The sequence below is a fragment of the Paenarthrobacter sp. NPDC089307 genome, assembly GCF_040685055.1.
Lineage (GTDB): Bacteria > Actinomycetota > Actinomycetes > Actinomycetales > Micrococcaceae > Arthrobacter.
Window position 1 is genome coordinate 328,982 of record NZ_JBFBHE010000006.1, and the last position, 17,302, is coordinate 346,283.

At 62.9% G+C, this 17,302-nt stretch carries 15 protein-coding genes; 8 read left to right on the forward strand and 7 right to left on the reverse strand.

Going from position 1 to position 17,302, the window contains the following annotated elements:
* Positions 1-1,353, forward strand: a complete 1,353-nt coding sequence (locus AB0N72_RS16925; RefSeq protein ID WP_363933299.1) for an FtsX-like permease family protein — start codon at positions 1-3, stop codon at positions 1,351-1,353.
* 99 nt (positions 1,354-1,452) lie between these two features.
* On the opposite strand, the gene AB0N72_RS16930 is transcribed toward AB0N72_RS16925, so the two are convergent.
* The gene (locus AB0N72_RS16930) at positions 1,453-2,472 is read right to left on the reverse strand and encodes a LacI family DNA-binding transcriptional regulator (protein ID WP_363932724.1); all 1,020 of its coding nucleotides are present in this window, start codon (positions 2,470-2,472) and stop codon (positions 1,453-1,455) included.
* A 14-nt stretch (positions 2,473-2,486) separates the two neighbouring features.
* Complete coding sequence (locus AB0N72_RS16935; RefSeq protein ID WP_363932722.1) at positions 2,487-3,686, reverse strand: Gfo/Idh/MocA family oxidoreductase; 1,200 nt, start codon at positions 3,684-3,686, stop codon at positions 2,487-2,489.
* Positions 3,687-3,898: 212 nt separating this feature from the next.
* Between AB0N72_RS16935 and AB0N72_RS16940 the strand changes: the two genes are divergently transcribed.
* The 4 genes from AB0N72_RS16940 to AB0N72_RS16955 are packed head-to-tail and all read left to right on the forward strand — an operon-like array spanning position 3,899 to position 9,391.
* Positions 3,899-4,861 carry a sugar ABC transporter permease gene (locus tag AB0N72_RS16940; protein WP_363932720.1) on the forward strand — a complete coding sequence of 321 codons (963 nt, stop codon included), beginning with the start codon at positions 3,899-3,901 and terminating at the stop codon, positions 4,859-4,861.
* 25 nt (positions 4,862-4,886) lie between these two features.
* Positions 4,887-5,789 carry a carbohydrate ABC transporter permease gene (locus tag AB0N72_RS16945; RefSeq protein ID WP_363932717.1) on the forward strand — a complete coding sequence of 301 codons (903 nt, stop codon included), beginning with the start codon at positions 4,887-4,889 and terminating at the stop codon, positions 5,787-5,789.
* A 34-nt stretch (positions 5,790-5,823) separates the two neighbouring features.
* Complete coding sequence (locus tag AB0N72_RS16950) at positions 5,824-7,164, forward strand: sugar ABC transporter substrate-binding protein (protein ID WP_363932716.1); 1,341 nt, start codon at positions 5,824-5,826, stop codon at positions 7,162-7,164.
* Between the two features lie 46 nt (positions 7,165-7,210).
* Positions 7,211-9,391: an alpha-galactosidase gene (locus tag AB0N72_RS16955; RefSeq protein WP_363932714.1), complete on the forward strand. Its 2,181-nt coding sequence runs from the start codon at positions 7,211-7,213 to the stop codon at positions 9,389-9,391.
* An 82-nt stretch (positions 9,392-9,473) separates the two neighbouring features.
* Here the strand turns inward: AB0N72_RS16955 and aroQ are convergent, their stop codons facing one another.
* Together aroQ and AB0N72_RS16965 are read right to left on the reverse strand one after the other, a co-directional pair.
* Complete coding sequence (gene aroQ, locus AB0N72_RS16960; RefSeq protein WP_363932711.1) at positions 9,474-9,938, reverse strand: type II 3-dehydroquinate dehydratase; 465 nt, start codon at positions 9,936-9,938, stop codon at positions 9,474-9,476.
* A 97-nt stretch (positions 9,939-10,035) separates the two neighbouring features.
* Complete coding sequence (locus AB0N72_RS16965) at positions 10,036-11,220, reverse strand: MarP family serine protease (protein WP_363932708.1); 1,185 nt, start codon at positions 11,218-11,220, stop codon at positions 10,036-10,038.
* Between the two features lie 236 nt (positions 11,221-11,456).
* On the opposite strand from AB0N72_RS16965, the gene AB0N72_RS16970 reads away from it, so the two are divergent.
* Positions 11,457-12,134 (forward strand): Crp/Fnr family transcriptional regulator, encoded by a 678-nt coding sequence (locus AB0N72_RS16970; protein WP_011775987.1) that lies wholly within the window; start codon positions 11,457-11,459, stop codon positions 12,132-12,134.
* 128 nt (positions 12,135-12,262) lie between these two features.
* Here AB0N72_RS16970 and AB0N72_RS16975 read toward each other — a convergent pair whose 3' ends face one another.
* The 3 genes from AB0N72_RS16975 to AB0N72_RS16985 are packed head-to-tail and all read right to left on the reverse strand — an operon-like array spanning position 12,263 to position 13,886.
* A complete protein-coding gene (locus AB0N72_RS16975) occupies positions 12,263-13,174 on the reverse strand; it encodes an NUDIX hydrolase (protein ID WP_363932704.1) in 912 nt (303 codons plus the stop codon).
* Between the two features lie 17 nt (positions 13,175-13,191).
* Positions 13,192-13,728, reverse strand: coding sequence for a RidA family protein (locus tag AB0N72_RS16980; RefSeq protein ID WP_018777050.1), 537 nt, complete (start codon positions 13,726-13,728; stop codon positions 13,192-13,194).
* A 2-nt stretch (positions 13,729-13,730) separates the two neighbouring features.
* On the reverse strand, positions 13,731-13,886 hold the full coding sequence (locus AB0N72_RS16985) for a DUF4177 domain-containing protein (RefSeq protein ID WP_011775990.1): 156 nt from the start codon (positions 13,884-13,886) through the stop codon (positions 13,731-13,733).
* Between AB0N72_RS16985 and AB0N72_RS16990 the strand changes: the two genes are divergently transcribed.
* Both AB0N72_RS16990 and AB0N72_RS16995 read left to right on the forward strand, forming a co-directional pair.
* On the forward strand, positions 13,885-16,242 hold the full coding sequence (locus AB0N72_RS16990; RefSeq protein ID WP_364081343.1) for a transglycosylase domain-containing protein: 2,358 nt from the start codon (positions 13,885-13,887) through the stop codon (positions 16,240-16,242). The genes AB0N72_RS16985 and AB0N72_RS16990 overlap by 2 nt on opposite strands.
* A gap of 2 nt (positions 16,243-16,244) precedes the next feature.
* On the forward strand, positions 16,245-17,192 hold the full coding sequence (locus AB0N72_RS16995; RefSeq protein WP_363932699.1) for a metallophosphoesterase: 948 nt from the start codon (positions 16,245-16,247) through the stop codon (positions 17,190-17,192).
* The last annotated feature ends 110 nt before the right edge of the window (positions 17,193-17,302 follow it).

Consider the following 17,302-nt stretch of genomic DNA (forward strand, 5'->3'; position numbering starts at 1 on the left):
ATGGCCCTCCGGCTCACGCCCTACCTGGCCCGGAGCGGGAGCAGCCTCCGGGAAACCGGACTCCGCGACGCCGGGTTGCCCATCCTGGCTTTCGGCACCGTGACCGCGCTGCTGCTCACCGTCGCGGGTGGCTCCCAGGTGTTCTGGTCCTGGACCGACGACATCGCAGGCACCTACCAGGCCCTGGCCGTCGTCGCGATGGTCTTGCTCGTCATCCCGCTGCTGACGCTCGGCGCCTCTGCCGCGCGCCTGGCCGCCCGGCGTCGTGATGACCGCTTGGCATCCTTGCGCCTGCTGGGCGCCAACAGCGCCACCGTGGTCTGGATGACCGTTATTGAGTCCACAGTCCTGGCTGCTGTGGGAGCTGTGGCGGGCGCCGGGCTGTACGCGTGCGCGGCTCCGTTCCTGGGTTTGATCCAGTTCCGGGGCCAGGCAATCGGCAGCCACGCATGGTTGTCCGTTCCCTCCATCCTGGGCTGCATCCTGGCGGTCTGCCTCCTTGCGGCAACGAGCGCGGCGCTTGGACTGCGGAAGGTTGTGGTGACGCCGCTGGGTGTCAGGACCAGGCAAGCGGCCGACGGCGCCCATTGGGTTCGGGGACTCATCGCGGCTGTGGTGGTGGTCGTCGGAGTGGTTGCGATGGGGATGCTGAGCAGCTTTGGTGCGTTCATTGTGATCATCGCCGTAATGGGTGGCTGCTTTGGCCTGGCGTTGCTCGCGTTGAACCTCATGGGCCCGTGGATCCTGCGGTTGAGGGCGTCCTCGCAGCTCAAGAGGGCCAGGACACCGGAGCAACTGTTGGCGGCACGCACCGTGCTGGAGAGTCCCAAGGAATCGTGGCGTCAAGTTGGGGGCGTCGCGATGACCAGTTTTGTGGGAGTCTTCGTGGGTGTGGGCATGGCGGTAGCGGACACGATGGGCACCGGCGGTGATTCCGAAGCCACGCTCCTGGTGCGTGACATCAACACCGGTGTGATGATCACGTTGCTGGGCTCGTTCCTGATGGTGGCGTGTTCAGCCGGCGTGAACCAAGCCGCGGCGGTGCTGGACCGGGCCTCGACGCTGGTGGCCCTGGACCGGGTGGGAATGCCGCGGAAGCTCATGGTCGCTGCGCGGGTGAAGGCCGTGATGTCGCCGCTGTTCCTGGTGGCTGGAATCTCGGCAGCTGCTGCGGCTGTGTTGGTCCTGCCGTTGACGGGCGCCGCGCTGTTGACCCAGCCCGTGGTGCTCCTGACCATCGCCGGGGTATTCGCGGCCGGGTTCCTGCTGGTCCGGCTGGCCGTGGCCGCCGGGACCGGGCAGATCGGCCAGGTGCTGGCCCGTCCCGAGCGCTACGCGAGCGTGGACTCCTAGCCCGGGAGCCGCCGTCGTTCGCGTCCAATAGCTCCGCGAGTTGGCATTAAGTGGCAATGTTGGACGTCAACACTGTCATTAAATGCCACCTCGGCGGGGCTATTTGCAGCCGCAGGACTGCCGGATGATGAGTTCGGTGGGCAGGATCTGGTGTTGGAGTTCCTCTCCACGCCCCTTGCCCACCAGAGCCGTGACGGCCGCCTGGGCCATGGCCTTGACCGGCTGGGCAACCGTGGTGAGCGCCGGCCAGCTGTATTCCGAGTCCAGGGAGCCATCGAAGGAAACCAACGCCAGTTCCTCGGGAACTCGGACGCCTGCCTCGTGGAGCGCCCGGAGAATACCGATGGCTTGCATGTCATTACTGGCGAAGATCGCCGTCGGCCGGTTCGCCATGGACAGGAACCGCTTGCCTACCTCGTAGCCGCCGGGACGGCTGAAGGGCCCGTGCAGCATGGGACCGTCCGGCAGTCCGGCCTCCCGCAGGGCGGCGAGCCAGCCGACCTCGCGCCCGTCCAGCTGGTTCCCTGTGTTGGTTCCGATCGCCAGGCCGATGTTGGTGTGGCCGTGGCCGATCAGGTGCTCCACGGCAGCCCGCGCACCGGCCTCCAGGTCCACCCCCACGCTGTTGAAACCGGGCGGGGATCCTGCGTTGTTCAACAGGACGGCCGGGATTTCCGAGGCTTCCAGTTCGGTGACGTCGGGATCGAACACGCAACTGGCCAGGAACACCCCGTCCACCTGCCGGGCAGCGAGCGTTCGGATGTTCTTGCGTTCACGGGTCAGGCTGCCGTCCGAGTTGGTGAGCACCATGCCGAACCCCAGTTCCGCCGCGGCGTCTTCCACCGCGTGGGCAAGCTGGGTGAAGAACGGGTTGGTATTGTCCGGCACCACAACACCGATGGTTTCGCTGGAACCCAGCTTCAGCGCCCGTGCCGCCGCGTTCGGCCGGTACCCGAGAATGCGGATGGCGTCGCGGACCTTCGCTTCGGTTGCCGGGGCCACGTTCTTTGGCCCACCGTTCACCACATAACTGACGACGGCGGTACTCACCCCGGCGTACCGGGCCACGTCTTTGCGTGTAACCGGACCGCGCGGGGTTTGTACTGCTGCTGTTGTCATGGGGTAAATGCTAGCTACTCCACGGGAGCATCACCGAAGTCGCGGATGGGAAGGCGCTCCCCGCCCCGAAGCGCGGACTGGTGGGCCACGATGCCGGGAAGGGTAAACCGGGCAGCCACCCATGCATTCACCGGGGGAAGGGTGCGGTTGTTCACGGCCGTCACGAAGTCGTCCACCAGGAACTGATGGCTACCCTCATGCCCGTTGGGCGCCCCCAGGTACTCCTCCGGCAGGCGGGACTGGTCGTGCACGGGAGCCAGTCCTGAGATGAAGGCGTCCCGGAGTTCGGGGGCCACGTCCGCCAATGAGGGATCGTCGGCGGACATGGTCGGCTTTGTTTCCACTTGGTCCGACACGTCGTGCACGGACGATTTGTCCTGCCACACGGTGGTGGTGGCGAGTTGTTCAAAACTGGCGTCTGTGCCGAAGAAGCGGAAGCGCGACTCCCGGATGTGGGACGGGTAACCCACGCGGCGCATCTCGTTGGTGCGCATGGCACCGCCGTCGTTCATTTCGAACAGGGCGGTGGCGTTGGAGAAATCGTTGCCGAACATGCTGACGTCTTTGTCGAAGACGCCGTCGCCCCGCTGGTCCTTGACCCCGATGCAGCTTACGCTCACGGCGTGGCCGGGCACTGCTCCGAGCACTCCACCGATGGCGTGGGTGGGGTAGAGCATGGGCGGGTAGCTGGCGGTTTCCTTCCAGCGGTCCCCGCCGCTGTACTGGTAGGCCTCGTAGAAGCCCAGGTCCATGTCGTGGACGTAGTCGCCTTCGGTGTAGAAGATCCGGCCGAATTTCCCGGCCTCGTGCTGTTGCCGGGCGAAAACCGTAGCGGGGTTGTAGTAGCTGGTCTCGCCCATCGCGTAGACCAGCTTGGTTTCGCGGACAGCCTCAATGATCCGCTCGATCTCCTCTTCGGAGATCGCCATCGGCACTGCGGAGTATACGTGTTTTCCGGCCCGCAGGGCCCGCTCGACCAAGGGGCCGTGGGTCCACCGCTGCGTAAAGATGGCGACAGCATCGACGTCGGACTCCAACAACTCCTCGAACGAAGCAATGGTGCCGTGCAGGCCCCAGCGCTCCTGCGCTGCGGCAGCGCGTTCAGGGAGTTCGTCCACCGCGTAGACCTCGCTGACACCCGGGTGCAGCTTGAAGAGGTGGGCGAACTGGCTGCCGAACTGGCCAGCGCCCACAACGCCAATCGAAAACGTCATCGTTTACCTTTCCTGGGCCGCCGGTGGCAGCCGCTGATATGTCGTATGGCACGTACGAATGAGTCTCGCAGCCGCATCTACACGAGTCAACAGAAGCAACATTTAAGAACAAATTCCCTCAAAAGTTTCCGCCAACTCTTGCCAAGCTCAAATCTACTCGTGTAGATTCGCCACCAGTTGTTACCCGCATCACTCCCAAGAAAGGGTCGACGATGACCACGCTAACCAGGCATCCGGGGAGCGCATCAGAACGCTCACGAAAAGCCAACGGGCCAGAGACCAAGCCAGCCAAGCGCAGCCTCACCAACCGCATGGGCGACCTGAAAATAGCCCTCTTCTTCATTTTCCCGGCCATGATCGGTTTCGTGGCGTTCTTCCTGATCCCCACCGTCCGGGGCGTCTACCTCAGCTTCACCGAGTACAGCATCCTGGGTGAGCCCACCTGGATCGGGATCAAGAACTACACAGCGATTTTCGCCGACGAGCTGTTCTGGAACGCCATGGGCGTCACGCTTCAATACGTGGCGCTGAACATCGGTTTCCAGACCGTCATCGCGCTCGGCCTGGCGTTGCTGATGCACCGTGTGGCCAAGTCCACCTTCATCCGCGGCGCACTGTTGCTTCCGTTTCTGGTGGCGAACGTCATCGTGGCCCTGCTCTGGTTCTGGATGCTCGACTACCAGCTGGGCATCGTCAACGAGATCATGAGCTGGATGGGCCTCCCCCGCGTCGCCTTCTTCGGGAGCGAACAATGGGCCATCCCCACCATCGCGTTCGTGAACGTGTGGCGGCACATGGGCTACACCGCGCTGCTGATCTTCGCCGGCCTGCAAGCCATCCCCAACCACCTCTACGAGGTAGCAAACCTCGACGGCGCGTCCCCCACACGGACGTTCTGGAGCGTCACCATGCCGCTGCTCCGCCCCGTGCTGGTGCTGGTGCTCGTAGTGACCGTGATCGGCTCCTTCCAGGTCTTCGACACCGTTGCAGTCACCACCAACGGAGGACCCGTCAACGCTTCCCGCGTGATCCAGATGTACATCTACCAAAAAGCCTTCGGCGAGTCGGATTTCGGCTACGCCTCAGCATTGGCAGTGATCCTGTTCGTCATCCTCGCCCTGGTGGCCTTCCTGCAGATGAAGTTCCTCAAGGGCAACGAATCGGACCTGGACTAAGCCGGGCTGGACCAAGGACAACACAATGACTCCCTCAAACCTCTCCCTCAAGAAGCCCCTCAACTGGCGACGCATCGGCGCCTGGGTGCTGGTCGCCGTCGCCGTCGCCGTCACTGTGGCTCCCTTCCTCTGGATGCTGCGCACCGCGCTGTCCAGCAACAGCGCGCTGGCCTCCAACGCCGGGAACCTCCTGCCTGCCGACTTCAGCTGGAACGCCTTCAAGCGCGTCTTGGGCCTGCAAAGCACCGAAGAAGCGATCGCCGACGGCGGCTCCGGGGCAGCAATCAACTTCTGGCTGTACCTGCGCAACTCCGTCCTTTTCGCCACGATCACCACCACCGGCCAAGTGTTCTTCAGCGCCATGGCGGCCTACGCCTTCGCAAGGCTGCGCTGGCCTGGCCGCAACAAGGTGTTCGCGGTGTTCCTGACCACCATGATGGTCCCGCCGATCTTCACCGCCCTGCCGAACTTCCTCATGATCAAGAACCTCGGCCTGCTCAACACCATGGCCGGCATGTCCCTGCCGTTCCTGTTCATGACCCCTTTTGCCATCTTCTTCCTGCGCCAGTTCTTCCTGGGCATGTCCCGCGAGGTTGAGGAAGCCGCAATGCTCGACGGCGCCAAGCACCTGCGCATCTTCTTCCAGATTGTGCTTCCCAACGCCGCAGCCCCCATCGCCACCCTGGCGCTGCTGACCTTTATCGGTCAGTGGAACGAATACTTCTGGCCGCTGCTGGTGGGCCAGGACGAGAACGTCCGGGTCCTCACCGTGGGGCTGAGCGTCTTCAAATCCCAATCACCGCAGGGAGCCATCGACTGGACCGGCCTGATGGCCGGGACCTTGGTGGCCGCTTTGCCGATCTTCCTGTTGTTCATCGCCTTCGGCAAGAAGGTAGTCAACTCCATCGGATTCTCCGGAATCAAATAGCCCGCATCCCCTGAAAGTTCCTGAAAGGTTCCCCATGAAGAAGTTCCTCGGTGTCGCCGCTGCTGCCGCCGCCATCACCCTGACCATGTCCGCCTGCGGAGGTTCCAGTGCCGGATCCACCGAAGCCAAAGGCGAGATCAACTACTGGCTCTGGGACGCCAACCAGCTCCCTGCCTACCAACAATGCGCGGACGATTTCACCAAGGCCAACCCGGACATCAAGGTCAAGATCACCCAACGCGGCTGGGACGACTACTGGACCACGCTGACCAACGGCTTCGTTGCCGGAACAGCGCCGGACGTCTTCACGGACCACCTGTCCAAGTACCCGGAATATGCGGCCAAGAAGCAACTGCTGCCGTTGGACGAAGCCGTGGAGAAGGACGGCATCAAGCTCGATCAATACACCAAGGGCCTCCCCGAACTCTGGGTGGGCCAGGACGGCAAACGCTACGGCCTGCCCAAGGACTGGGACACCGTGGGCCTGTTCTACAACAAAGCCATGACGGACGCCGCAGGCATCACCGCCGAGCAGATGGCATCGCTCGAGTGGAACCCGAAGGACGGCGGCACCTACGAGAAGACCATTGCCCACCTGACCGTGGACAAGAACGGCAAGCGCGGAGACGAGCCAGGTTTCGACAAGAACAACGTAGCCACCTACGGCCTGGGGCTCACGGGCAGCGGCTCCGGGCAGGGCCAGACCGAGTGGAGCTTCCTCACGGCAACCACTGGCTGGACCGTCACCGACAAAAACCCCTGGGGCAGCAAATTCAACTACGACGACCCCCGCTTCCAGGAGACCATCGCCTGGTGGGCCGGCTTGGTGGACAAGGGCTACATGCCCAAGCTGGAAACCACAGTGGGTGCCAGCATGCCGGACAGCTTCGGCGCCGGGAAGGCAGCCATCAACAGCAACGGCGACTGGCTGATCGGACAGTACAAGACCTACAAGGGCATCGAAACCGCCTTTGCGCCCACGCCCAAGGGTCCCAACGGCCAGCGCGCATCCATGTTCAACGGTCTGGCCGACTCGATCTGGGCCGGCACCAAAAACCCCGCGGCCAGCATCAAATGGGTGGAATACCTCGGCTCCACTGCCTGCCAGGACGTTGTGGCCAGCAAGGCCGTGGTCTTCCCCGCCATCGCCAGCTCTTCGGACCTCGCTGCCAAGGCCTTCGCTGACAAGGGAACCGACGTTTCAGCTTTCACCACCCACGTGAAGGACGGCACTACTTTCCTCTTCCCGATCGCGGACAAGGCAGCCAAGGTTGACGGCATCATGAAGCCGGCCATGGATGCTGTGCTCTCGGGCAAGAAGCCCGCGTCCTCCCTGACCGAGGCCAACGAACAAGTCAACAACCTGTTCAAGTAGTCCTCCAACACGCCAACCACCCCACTTTTCGAAAGAGACGTCACACATGCACCCGCTCCATCTCCGTTCCGCAGGTACCAGCCTGGTGATCAGCACCCACCGTGGAGAGGCTGAGATAACCCACTGGGGAGCAGATCTGGGCGATACCCTGCCGGACCTGGCCATCCTCAACGAGCCCATCCCGCCGTCGTCGATCGATGCCAACGTTCCCGCCGGACTCCTCCCCCAGGCGTCGTCCTCATGGCAGGGACGGCCGGGACTTCGCGGCCACCGCGTCGTCGACGGCGTAGCCGGCTTCGACTTCTCCATTCGCCTGCGCGTGGTGGGTGCGACGACGGACGGCAGTACCGCCGTCGTGCTTCAGTCGGATCCCGACGCCGGTATAACCGTCACGAGCAACCTCACCTTGCACCCGGGCGGGCTTTTGGAGCTGCGGCACACTGTAACCAACGAGGGCACGACGCCTTTCCAGGTGGATGAGTTGGCCACCATGCTGCCGGTGGCGCCCGACGCCGTCGAACTTTTGGACCTGACGGGGCGCTGGTGCCGTGAGCGGCATCCGCAGCGGCGGGCGATCCAGCAGGGAACGTGGGTCCGCACCGGACGGCATGGACGCACAGGGCATGATTCGTCCCTGCTGCTCGCGGCTGGGACTGCCGGTTTCGGCAACCGGCACGGGAAAGTGTGGGCCACGCATCTGGCCTGGAGCGGCAATCACGAACAGTTTGCGGACAGTGTTGCCGATGGCCGGACCATGGTGGGCGGCTCGGAGCTGCTCGGGCCGGCGGAAGTGGTTCTGCAACCCGGTGAAAGTTACACGACTCCAGCACTGTTTGCCGCCTATTCCGATCGTGGCCTGGACGGCGTCAGCGAGGCCTTTTACAGCTGGTTCCGTTCCCGTCCGCACCATGTGGACGTCGCTGCGAAGCCGCGTCCAGTAGTCCTCAACACCTGGGAGGCTGTGTATTTCGACCACAACCTGGAGAACCTGGTCGAATTGGCCAGGTCCGCCGGGGACCTTGGCGTCGAACGGTTCGTCCTGGACGACGGCTGGTTCCGCGGACGCCGATCGGACAACGCGGGCCTGGGTGACTGGTACGTTGACCAGGCTCTCTGGCCTAACGGTCTGACCCCCTTGATCGAAGCGGTGACCAGCCGTGGCATGGAGTTCGGGCTGTGGGTGGAGCCGGAAATGGTCAACCTCGACTCGGACGTCGCCCGGGAGCATCCCGAGTGGATCGTGGGTCCGTCCGCGCTCTCGCACAAGGATGGCGGGCGGCTCCCGCTCGAATGGCGGCAGCAGCATGTCATCGACCTTGTGAATCCGGACGCTTGGCGGTATGTTTTCGACCGGATCGACGCTCTCCTGCGGGAAAACGACATCAGCTACCTCAAATGGGACCAGAATCGCGACCTCCTGGAGCACGGTCACGCGGGCCGGTCATCGGTGCATGCGCAGACGTTGGCGGCTTACCGGCTTTTCGATGCGTTGCGGACGGCGCATCCAGGCGTTGAGATCGAGAGCTGCTCCTCGGGTGGGGCACGCGTTGACCTGGGAATCCTGGAGCGGACCGACCGGATCTGGGCTTCGGACTGCAATGATGCCCTGGAGCGGCAGACCATCCAGCGCTGGACCGGCCTGGTGGTTCCGCCGGAGCTCGTGGGGGCGCATATAGGTCCGGGCACGTCCCACACCACTGGCCGCACCCACGACCTCTCGTTCCGCGCCATCACCGCCCTGTTCGGTCACTTCGGGATGGAGTGGGACGTCCGCTCTGTCACCGGGGCTGAGCGCGAGGAACTCAAGCGGTTCATCGCGCTGTACAAGGAGCATCGCGGGCTGATCCACAGCGAACGGATGGTGCGTGCCGACGTTCCGGACGAGTCATTGATGGTGCATGGCGTAGTGGCTTCGGCTCACGACGGCGGCACTCCGGCAGGTGCCACGGCCGCGCTTTTCGCCGTGGTCAAGACGAAAACTGGCTTCGCCGAGCAAGTGGGCCGGGTGGCGCTGCCGGGGCTGGAGTCGAAGCGTTCCTACCGCGTGGAGCTCCTCTTCCCGACCCCGGACGACGCCGACTACGGGCACACATTCATCGAGGCCAAGCCTGCACCCTGGCTGGCATCGGGAGCGGAGGCAAGCGGACAGTTCCTGGGTGAGGTTGGCCTTCCCCTGCCCGTCCTGAACCCGGAGCACGCCATCCTGCTGCGGCTCACGGCACTCTGACCCTCGCTCACATCCCAAGGGCTTCCCGGGAACCCTCCATCACATCCCAAGGGCTTCCCGGGAACCCTCGCTCACATCGGCGTCAGGCGACGTCGGCCAAGTAGTCGATCGCGAGCTTGTACCCGAGCACTCCCGCGCCGACGATGATCGCATTGCACACTCCCGAGAGGTACGAGTGGTGACGGAACTCTTCGCGCTGGTGCACATTCGTAATATGGACCTCGACGGCGGGCAGCTGGACAGCGGCCAGGGCGTCACGCAGTGCCACTGAGGTGTGGGTGTAGGCGCCGGCGTTGATGACAATTCCCGCAGCAGTACCGCGCGCGGCATGGATGGCGTCCACGAGGTCGCCTTCGTGGTTGGACTGGACGCAATCCACGGTAAAGCCATGGGCCGACGCCGCCGTTATGGCGAGTTGCTCGACGTCGGCCAGCGTGGACGTTCCGTACTTCTCCGGCTCACGTGTGCCCAAGAGGTTGAGGTTGGGTCCGTTGATCACAAGGATGGTGCCGCGACCGGCTTCGGTGGCGGGGGTGGCTTCAGTCATGGCTCCCAATCTATAGCGGTGAGAGAGGGTGCGGGAATTGCGCCCATCAGGTGAACGAGCGATCTGGAAAAACGCCCATAATGTGAGAGAGGGTCCGCTATTTGCGTGTGCACTGCCCAGCGGAGACTTGATCGCTCAGGCCCGGCGCCTGCGAAGCCACCGGTTCCAGGTCAGTCATGGTCAGGGCGAACCCAAGGGCCGCGTCCGTGGTTGTCTTGGCGAAAATCAAGCCGGCTACCTGGCCTTGCATCGTCAGCAATGGCCCACCGGAGTTTCCGGGCTGAACGTCGCCGGCCAGCTTGTACACCAGTTCCGGAGAAGGGTTGTTGCCGTAGATATCCGGCACCAGGATGGGTGAAATCCCCTGCACGGTTGCGGGTTTGGACTGGAACGGACCGCCATGCGGATAGCCGGCAAAGGCTGCGGGACTTCCGTCAGGCAGGTCGGAGCTCAGCGGCAGCGGGCTGGACTTCAGTCCGTCCACTGCCAGGACAGCAATGTCCCGCTGGGGGTCGAAGTAGACAACGCGACCCGGCAACGCACCGCCGTCGGGAATTTCCACAACGGGCTGCGACACACCCGCCACGACGTGCGCATTGGTCACGACGCGCCCGGGCGAAACAACAAATCCGGATCCGGTCTGGTTCTGGCCGCACTCAAAGGCTGTACCGGCAATCTTCAGGACGGAATTCGCGGCCTGGTTCAACGCAGGGGTATCCGTGGACGCATTGGGAGCAGGCACAGGCGTGACGGGACCGATGCCCTCGATGAGCTTTGGAATGCCGTCGCCGATCACGGTGGACCTCAGCTGTGCCATGGTGCTTTTGACTGGCGTGGGCGTGATGTTGTCGATGTACCTGATGACGCGGGATTCAGCCAATTGCTGGGACACGAAAGGGACGCCCAATGAACTGATACTGAATGCCAGCATGGACATCACCAACGCGGCAACAACCACGCTCACTACGCCACCGATCAGCCGGTCTGCCGCGTGCAGCGGCTTGATCCGCACCGCATGGCGGATCTTGCGGCCGATCATGGTGCCGAGCCCATGACCCAAGGCGATAAGAACGACGGCGGCGCCCACTGTGGCGGCCAGCCTCCAACCACTGTTGGTCACCCAGTTGCTGACGAGCGGCACCGCGATAAATGCAGCGATGGCACCCACGACGAACCCTGCAATTCCGCCCAAGGTGACCATGAAGCCGTTGCGCAGGCCGTAGATCAGGTAGGACAGGAGCATCAAAATCAATGCCAAATCCAATATCGTCAAGCCAAACACCAATGCTCCTCATAGCCGGGTAGCGCCAATTGTAGTTGTGGACCCTGACAGCCAACCGTTAGTCACATCACTTCGGTTATGACAACCAGACACCCTTTCAAGCCGATGTTTAGGGCTTCGGACACCTGAAACCCCCGCCGTTTCAGCGTTTCACGTGCCAAGTACGTCACAGAAGCTCAAAAATTCTGAAACAATGGCTGGAGCGCCACGACCGAAACTTATATTCAGGAGATTTCATGGACATCGAGGTATTGCGCCGCGCACCCCTCTTCGCCACCCTTGACGACGACGCATTCCGCCTGCTGACGGACGAACTCACAGAGGTGGACCTTTCACGTGGAGCTTCCGTGTTCCGCGAAGGCGACCAGGGTGACCAGCTCTACTTCATCGTTTCCGGCAAGGTGAAGCTCGGCCGCACCTCCCCCGACGGCCGCGAATCCCTGCTGGCCATCCTCGGCCCGGGCGAACTCTTCGGCGAGATGGCGTTGTTCGACCCCAGCCCGCGTACTGCGACGGCTACCGCCGTCTCCGAAACCCGCCTTGCCGGCCTGAAGAACGAAAGCCTCAACGCCCTGCTCCGCACGCGCCCCGAGGTCTCCGCGCAGCTGCTGCAGGCACTGGCCCGCCGACTCCGCCGCACCAACGACTCCCTCTCCGACCTCGTCTTCTCCGACGTGCCCGGCCGAGTAGCCAAGGCCCTGCTGGACCTGGCTGACCGCTTCGGCCGTCCGGCCACCGATGGTGTCCTGGTTGCACACGAGCTCACCCAGGAAGAACTGGCCCAGCTGGTGGGTGCTTCCCGCGAGACCGTCAACAAGGCACTTGCTGAATTCGTTCAGCGTGGTTGGCTGCGGTTGGAAGCACGCGCCGTCGTCATCCTGGACATGCAGCGTCTCCGCCAGCGTTCGCGCTAAAGCGGTCAAAAAAGCCGCCCCGGTGTTGACCGGGGCGGCTTTTTTGTTGCTCAATGAGCGAGGGTTCGGCTCAAGCATGCGGGATGTGAACGAGCGATCGGCTCAAGCACGCGGGATGTGAGCGAGGGTCAGCGATCGCGCTGGGGCTCTCCTGCGACAGTCCGGGCAGCCTCGACCTCGAGCATCAGGATTCCGCCCTCATCCACGAGTTTGGGCTGATAGACGTGCGCTTTGCGCTTGTAGCTCAGGTACGCGATGCAGCCGTTGGCGTGCGCCATTTTCTCGAGCATGATTTCAGAGCCGGGCACCAAGAGTTGTCCGAGCGTCAGTCCCACGGTGTTCGGCTGGCCTATCTCGTCGCCCAACGCGGACGTTTCCCGGAGTTCAATTGCCTCTGCCGCGGACACCCAGCGGCCCCAAACACCCTTGCTGCCAAGGATGCTCGGCTGCTGGTTCACCGGAACCGTGGCAGCGAAGTAGCGGGTGTTGAACCGCGTGTGGGCAAAGTCCGGGCTGAGCCAGTTAACCAGTGGTTTCAGCAAGTCAGTGCGCAGGGAAAGCCCACGCTTGCCCAGCATCTCCGTGAACGATTTCTCCTGTGCGGCCACGGCTTCACGGGCGCGCATCCAGTCCACTGTTGAGTTGGCCTCCACTGTGGAGGAAGCGTCGGGACCTGCCAGGAGGACGCCCGTTTCCTCGAAGAGTTCGCGTATGGCGCCCACAACGTGACGGCGGGCAAGTCCGACGTCGTCCGTTCCCATCTGCTCAGCCCAATGCTGGGGTGAGGGGCCCACCCAACCGACGGGGTCGTCGTCGGAAGGGTCCAGGGACCCGCCGGGGAACGCCACGACGCCCAACGGCGAGGAACCGGGCCTGTAGCCAAGCCAGGTTTCCAAGCCGGAGGGCGAATCGCGCAAGAGGACAACTGATGAGGCGTAGCGGGCGGCCCTGGGGGTCCGCTCGCCGAGCTCAAGCCAGTTTTGTGCTGCCCCTTCGAGTTCGGGAGGCAGTACAAAAAGGCGACGGGCAAGCTGCGGCACTTGGGTGAACCGGTTCCTTAGCTGAATTCAGCAATGAGCTCGACCTCTACGGGAGAGTCGAGGGGCAGGACAGAAACGCCGACGGCGGAACGTGCGTGGATGCCGGCGTCGCCAAATACCTGGCCGAGAAGTTCGGACGCACCGTTGATGACGCCCGGCTGACCGGTGAAGGTGGGCTCGGAGGATACAAATCCGACAACCTTGACGATGCGGGTAACGCGGTCGAGATCGCCGATCACGCTCTTGACGGCTGCCAGGGCGTTGATGGCGCATACTGCGGCGTAGCGCTTGGCTTCTTCGGGATCAACAGTGGCTTCGTCCGACGCGCCCAACTCGCCCAACGAGACCTTGCCCGTTGCTTCGAGTTTGCCGTTAATAAAGGGCAGCTGTCCGGACGTGTAAACGTAGTTGCCGGAGACGACAGCGGGGACATAAGCAGCAACGGGAGCGGCGACCTCGGGAAGGGTCAGTCCGAGCTCAGCGAGACGCTGCTCAACGGCCGACGTGGGGGCGCCGGATTCCGCGGGAGACGTGGTTTCTGCGGGGGTGGTCATGGTTACTGCTTCTCCCTCTTAAGGTATGCGACAAGGCCTTTGCCATCGGGGCCACCGACAACCTGGACAAGCTCCCAGCCGTCCTCGCCCCACTGGTCCAGGATCTGCTTGGTGGCGTGAATAATGAGCGGAATCGTGGCGTACTCCCATTTGGTCATGACAGAAAGCCTAGCCCTTGCCGGTAAACTGGAAAACATGGTGACTCGCAAGAACCCCATATTCGATACTGCCACCACCCTCGGAAAGATTTTAGGTTTCCTTGGCGTGAGTGCGATCTGTGGCGTCCTGGTGGCGGGACTTCTTGTCCCTGCTGCGGCCGTCTCGGGCAGTGCCGCTAGTGGTTCCATCCAGTTCTTTGACACTCTTCCGGCGGAGCTGCAGGTGGATCCGCCCAGCCAGAACACAACGATTCTGGCGAAGGACGGTTCGCCGATCGCCTCGATTTATGCGGAGAACCGGACCAAGGTTCCGCTGGATTCCATGAGCCCGTTCATCAAGGACGCTGTCATCTCAATCGAGGACAGCCGTTTTTATGAGCACGGCGGAATCGACACCACCGGCATCATGCGAGCACTGGTGAGCACCGCCCGCGGCAACAAGCAGGGCGCCTCCACCATCACCCAGCAGTACGTTAACAACGTCATCAACGAGTCACTGGTGGCCTCCGGCAAGGGCGACGACGTCCTCCTCAACGGTGTTAACAAGGGCGTGGGCGACAAGCTCCGCGAAATGAAGCTGGCGATCGCACTGGAGAAGAAATTCTCCAAGGAGCAGATCCTTGAGGGCTACCTCAACATCGTCTTCTTCAACCGCGATGCCTACGGGATTGAAGCTGCGTCCAAGTTCTTCTTCAGCACCACCGCCAAAGACCTGACGCTCCCCCAGGCCGCCCTGCTGGCTGGCCTGGTGAACAGCCCGTCGGCCTTTGATCCGATCACCAACCCGGACAACTCAAAGGTGCGCCGCGACCTGGTGCTCAACGCCATGTTGGCCCAGAAGAAAATCACCCAGGCCCAGCACGACGAAGCCGTCGCCACGCCCGTGACCACCAAGGTGACCCCGGCCCGCCAGGGTTGCGCCTACGCCACCATGGCTCCGTACTTCTGCGACTACGTTCTCCATCTCCTGCTGAACAACCCGGCATACGGTGACACCACGGAGGAGCGCGAAAAGCGCGTTATGCGCGGCGGCCTGACCATCCAGACCACCCTTGATCCGACTGCCCAGAACGTGGCCCAGCAGCAGGTTGACGCCACGGCAGGTGCCAACCCGGACAAGTGGGGCGCTTCGATCGTCTCCGTCCAGCCGGGCACGGGACAGATCGTCAGCATGGCTCAGAACACGGTGTGGCTCCCTCAAGAGGGCAAGTTCGATCAGACCCAGAACTTCAACGTGGACGTCCTTGACGCCAACGGCAACGACCTCAACGGCATCGGTGGATTCCAGCCTGGTTCGACGATGAAGCCCTTCACGTTCGCCGAGTGGTTGAACGAGGGGAAGTCGATGGAGACGGTAATTAACGCCTCCAGGCGGAACTATCCGCAGAATTTCCCCTGGAGAAATACCTGCCCCACGCCGACCGACGGGTTCTATGACGCCAATGTCCCGGGCAGTTTCGACCTTCAAAACTCCGATGTGGGCTACTACCGAAACATGACGGTCCTGTATGGGCTCAAGAACTCCATCAACACCGCGACATTTGCCTCAGCGGCGCAACTTGACCTCTGTGGTATCCAGGGGATCGTGGATGCCACTGGCATCCATGGGGGACTTCCAGCTCGCGACGACAAGGGCAAGGTCACGGATCCGAACCCCCAGGTTCCCATGACACGCTTGGCCAACCTGATCGGTTCAACCCAGACGGCACCTTTGACCATGGCTACCGCTTTCGCGACTTTCGCTGCCGATGGCAAATACTGTGCGCCAATTGCCATCACCTCGGTGAAGGACCAATCTGGCGCAGATCTGCCCGCGCAGTCCTCAAGCTGCAAGGATGCCGTGAAGCCCGAGGTTGCCCGCGGCGTGGCATACGCGATGCAGGAGGTGCTGAATTCAGGCTCCGGTTCGCTGATCAGGCCATCCCTTTCAACAAAGAACAACTTCCCGGTAGCTGCCAAAACAGGCACGAACGACTCAAATGGCTCCACCTGGGTTGTTGGCTACACGACTGGTTTGGCGACAGCATCCTGGTTCGGAGACCCGTTGGGAAACCAGTCTCGCTACGGACGCAACATCACCGTCAACGGTAACTTCTACCCGTCCATCGACGGTTACATGATCGCCGGCCCGCAGTTCACCAACTACATGCTGGCTGTCGCACCGGCTTACGGGACCAACCCGTTCCAGCAGCCGCCGTCCAACCTGACGGGTGCGCCGGCACCGCAACGCAACAACACGCCGTCGAACACCACGCCGTCCGCACCGAAGCAGGCACCGAACCCGGCTCCGTCCACCGGAACCGGCAACAACGGTAATGGCAACGGAAACAGTGGCGACACCCCTGGCAAGGACTAAGAGTGACGTTCCCTGAATCACTGGCAGACCGCGTCCGTTCTTTCGGGCGCGGTTTTGCCGTCACTGCTGCCTTGGGTGCAACCGCAGGCACGGCGGCTGCCGCCTACGGTTGGTGGGAGAAGGACCAGTTCGGGGTCCGCCACGAAACGTTGCCGATCCTCCCCGAGGGCTCGGCGCCCTTTCGCGTGCTGCACCTGAGCGACATCCACTTTGTTCCCGGACAGCTGAAGAAGACCCAGTGGTTGCAGTCCCTGGCTGATCTCAAGCCGGATCTCGTGGTGAACACGGGCGACAACTTGAGCCACACCAAGGCCATTGATCCCCTCATTCAGGCTTTGAAGCCCTTGATGGAGTTCCCCGGCGTCTTCGTTCCGGGATCAAACGACTACTACGCTCCACGGATCAAGAACCCTGCGGGTTACTTCCGTGGTCCGTCTAAACCCAAGAAGGAACCGCTCCAGCTCGACTGGCCCAAGCTCCGCTCGGCCTTCGGTATGAGTGGCTGGATCGACCTCACCAACCGCGCCCAATCGGTGGTGCTCAACGGCCTGCGCTTCGATTTCTCGGGCGTTGACGATCCCCATTTGGGACGCGAACGCTACGCCGACTGGCCCCGCGGCACCGTGAACCAGGACGCCCGGCCTCACCTGAAAGTCGCCGTGATCCACGCTCCGTACCAGCGGGTGCTCGACCACTTCACCGAGGCGGGCGCAGACCTGATCATCGCCGGGCACACCCACGGCGGCCAGATCTGCATCCCCGGCTACGGCGCTTTGGTCTCCAATTGCGACCTCCCCACGTGGCGCGCCAAGGGCCTCCACGATTGGGAAAGCGATGGATTCACGACGCCGGTGAACGTCTCGGGCGGCATCGGCACCTCACGCTTCGCCCCGGTCCGCATCGCCTGCCGCCCGGAAGCTGTGCTGCTGACGCTCACGCCGCGCAACTGAACCGCTGCCAGCATTACGAACCTCAATAACTGGGTCAAACATTTCACCGGCACTGCGTAGTCCTGTGAAACGAATCACGCCATGGCATAGGGTAGTTGCTACGGGAAACT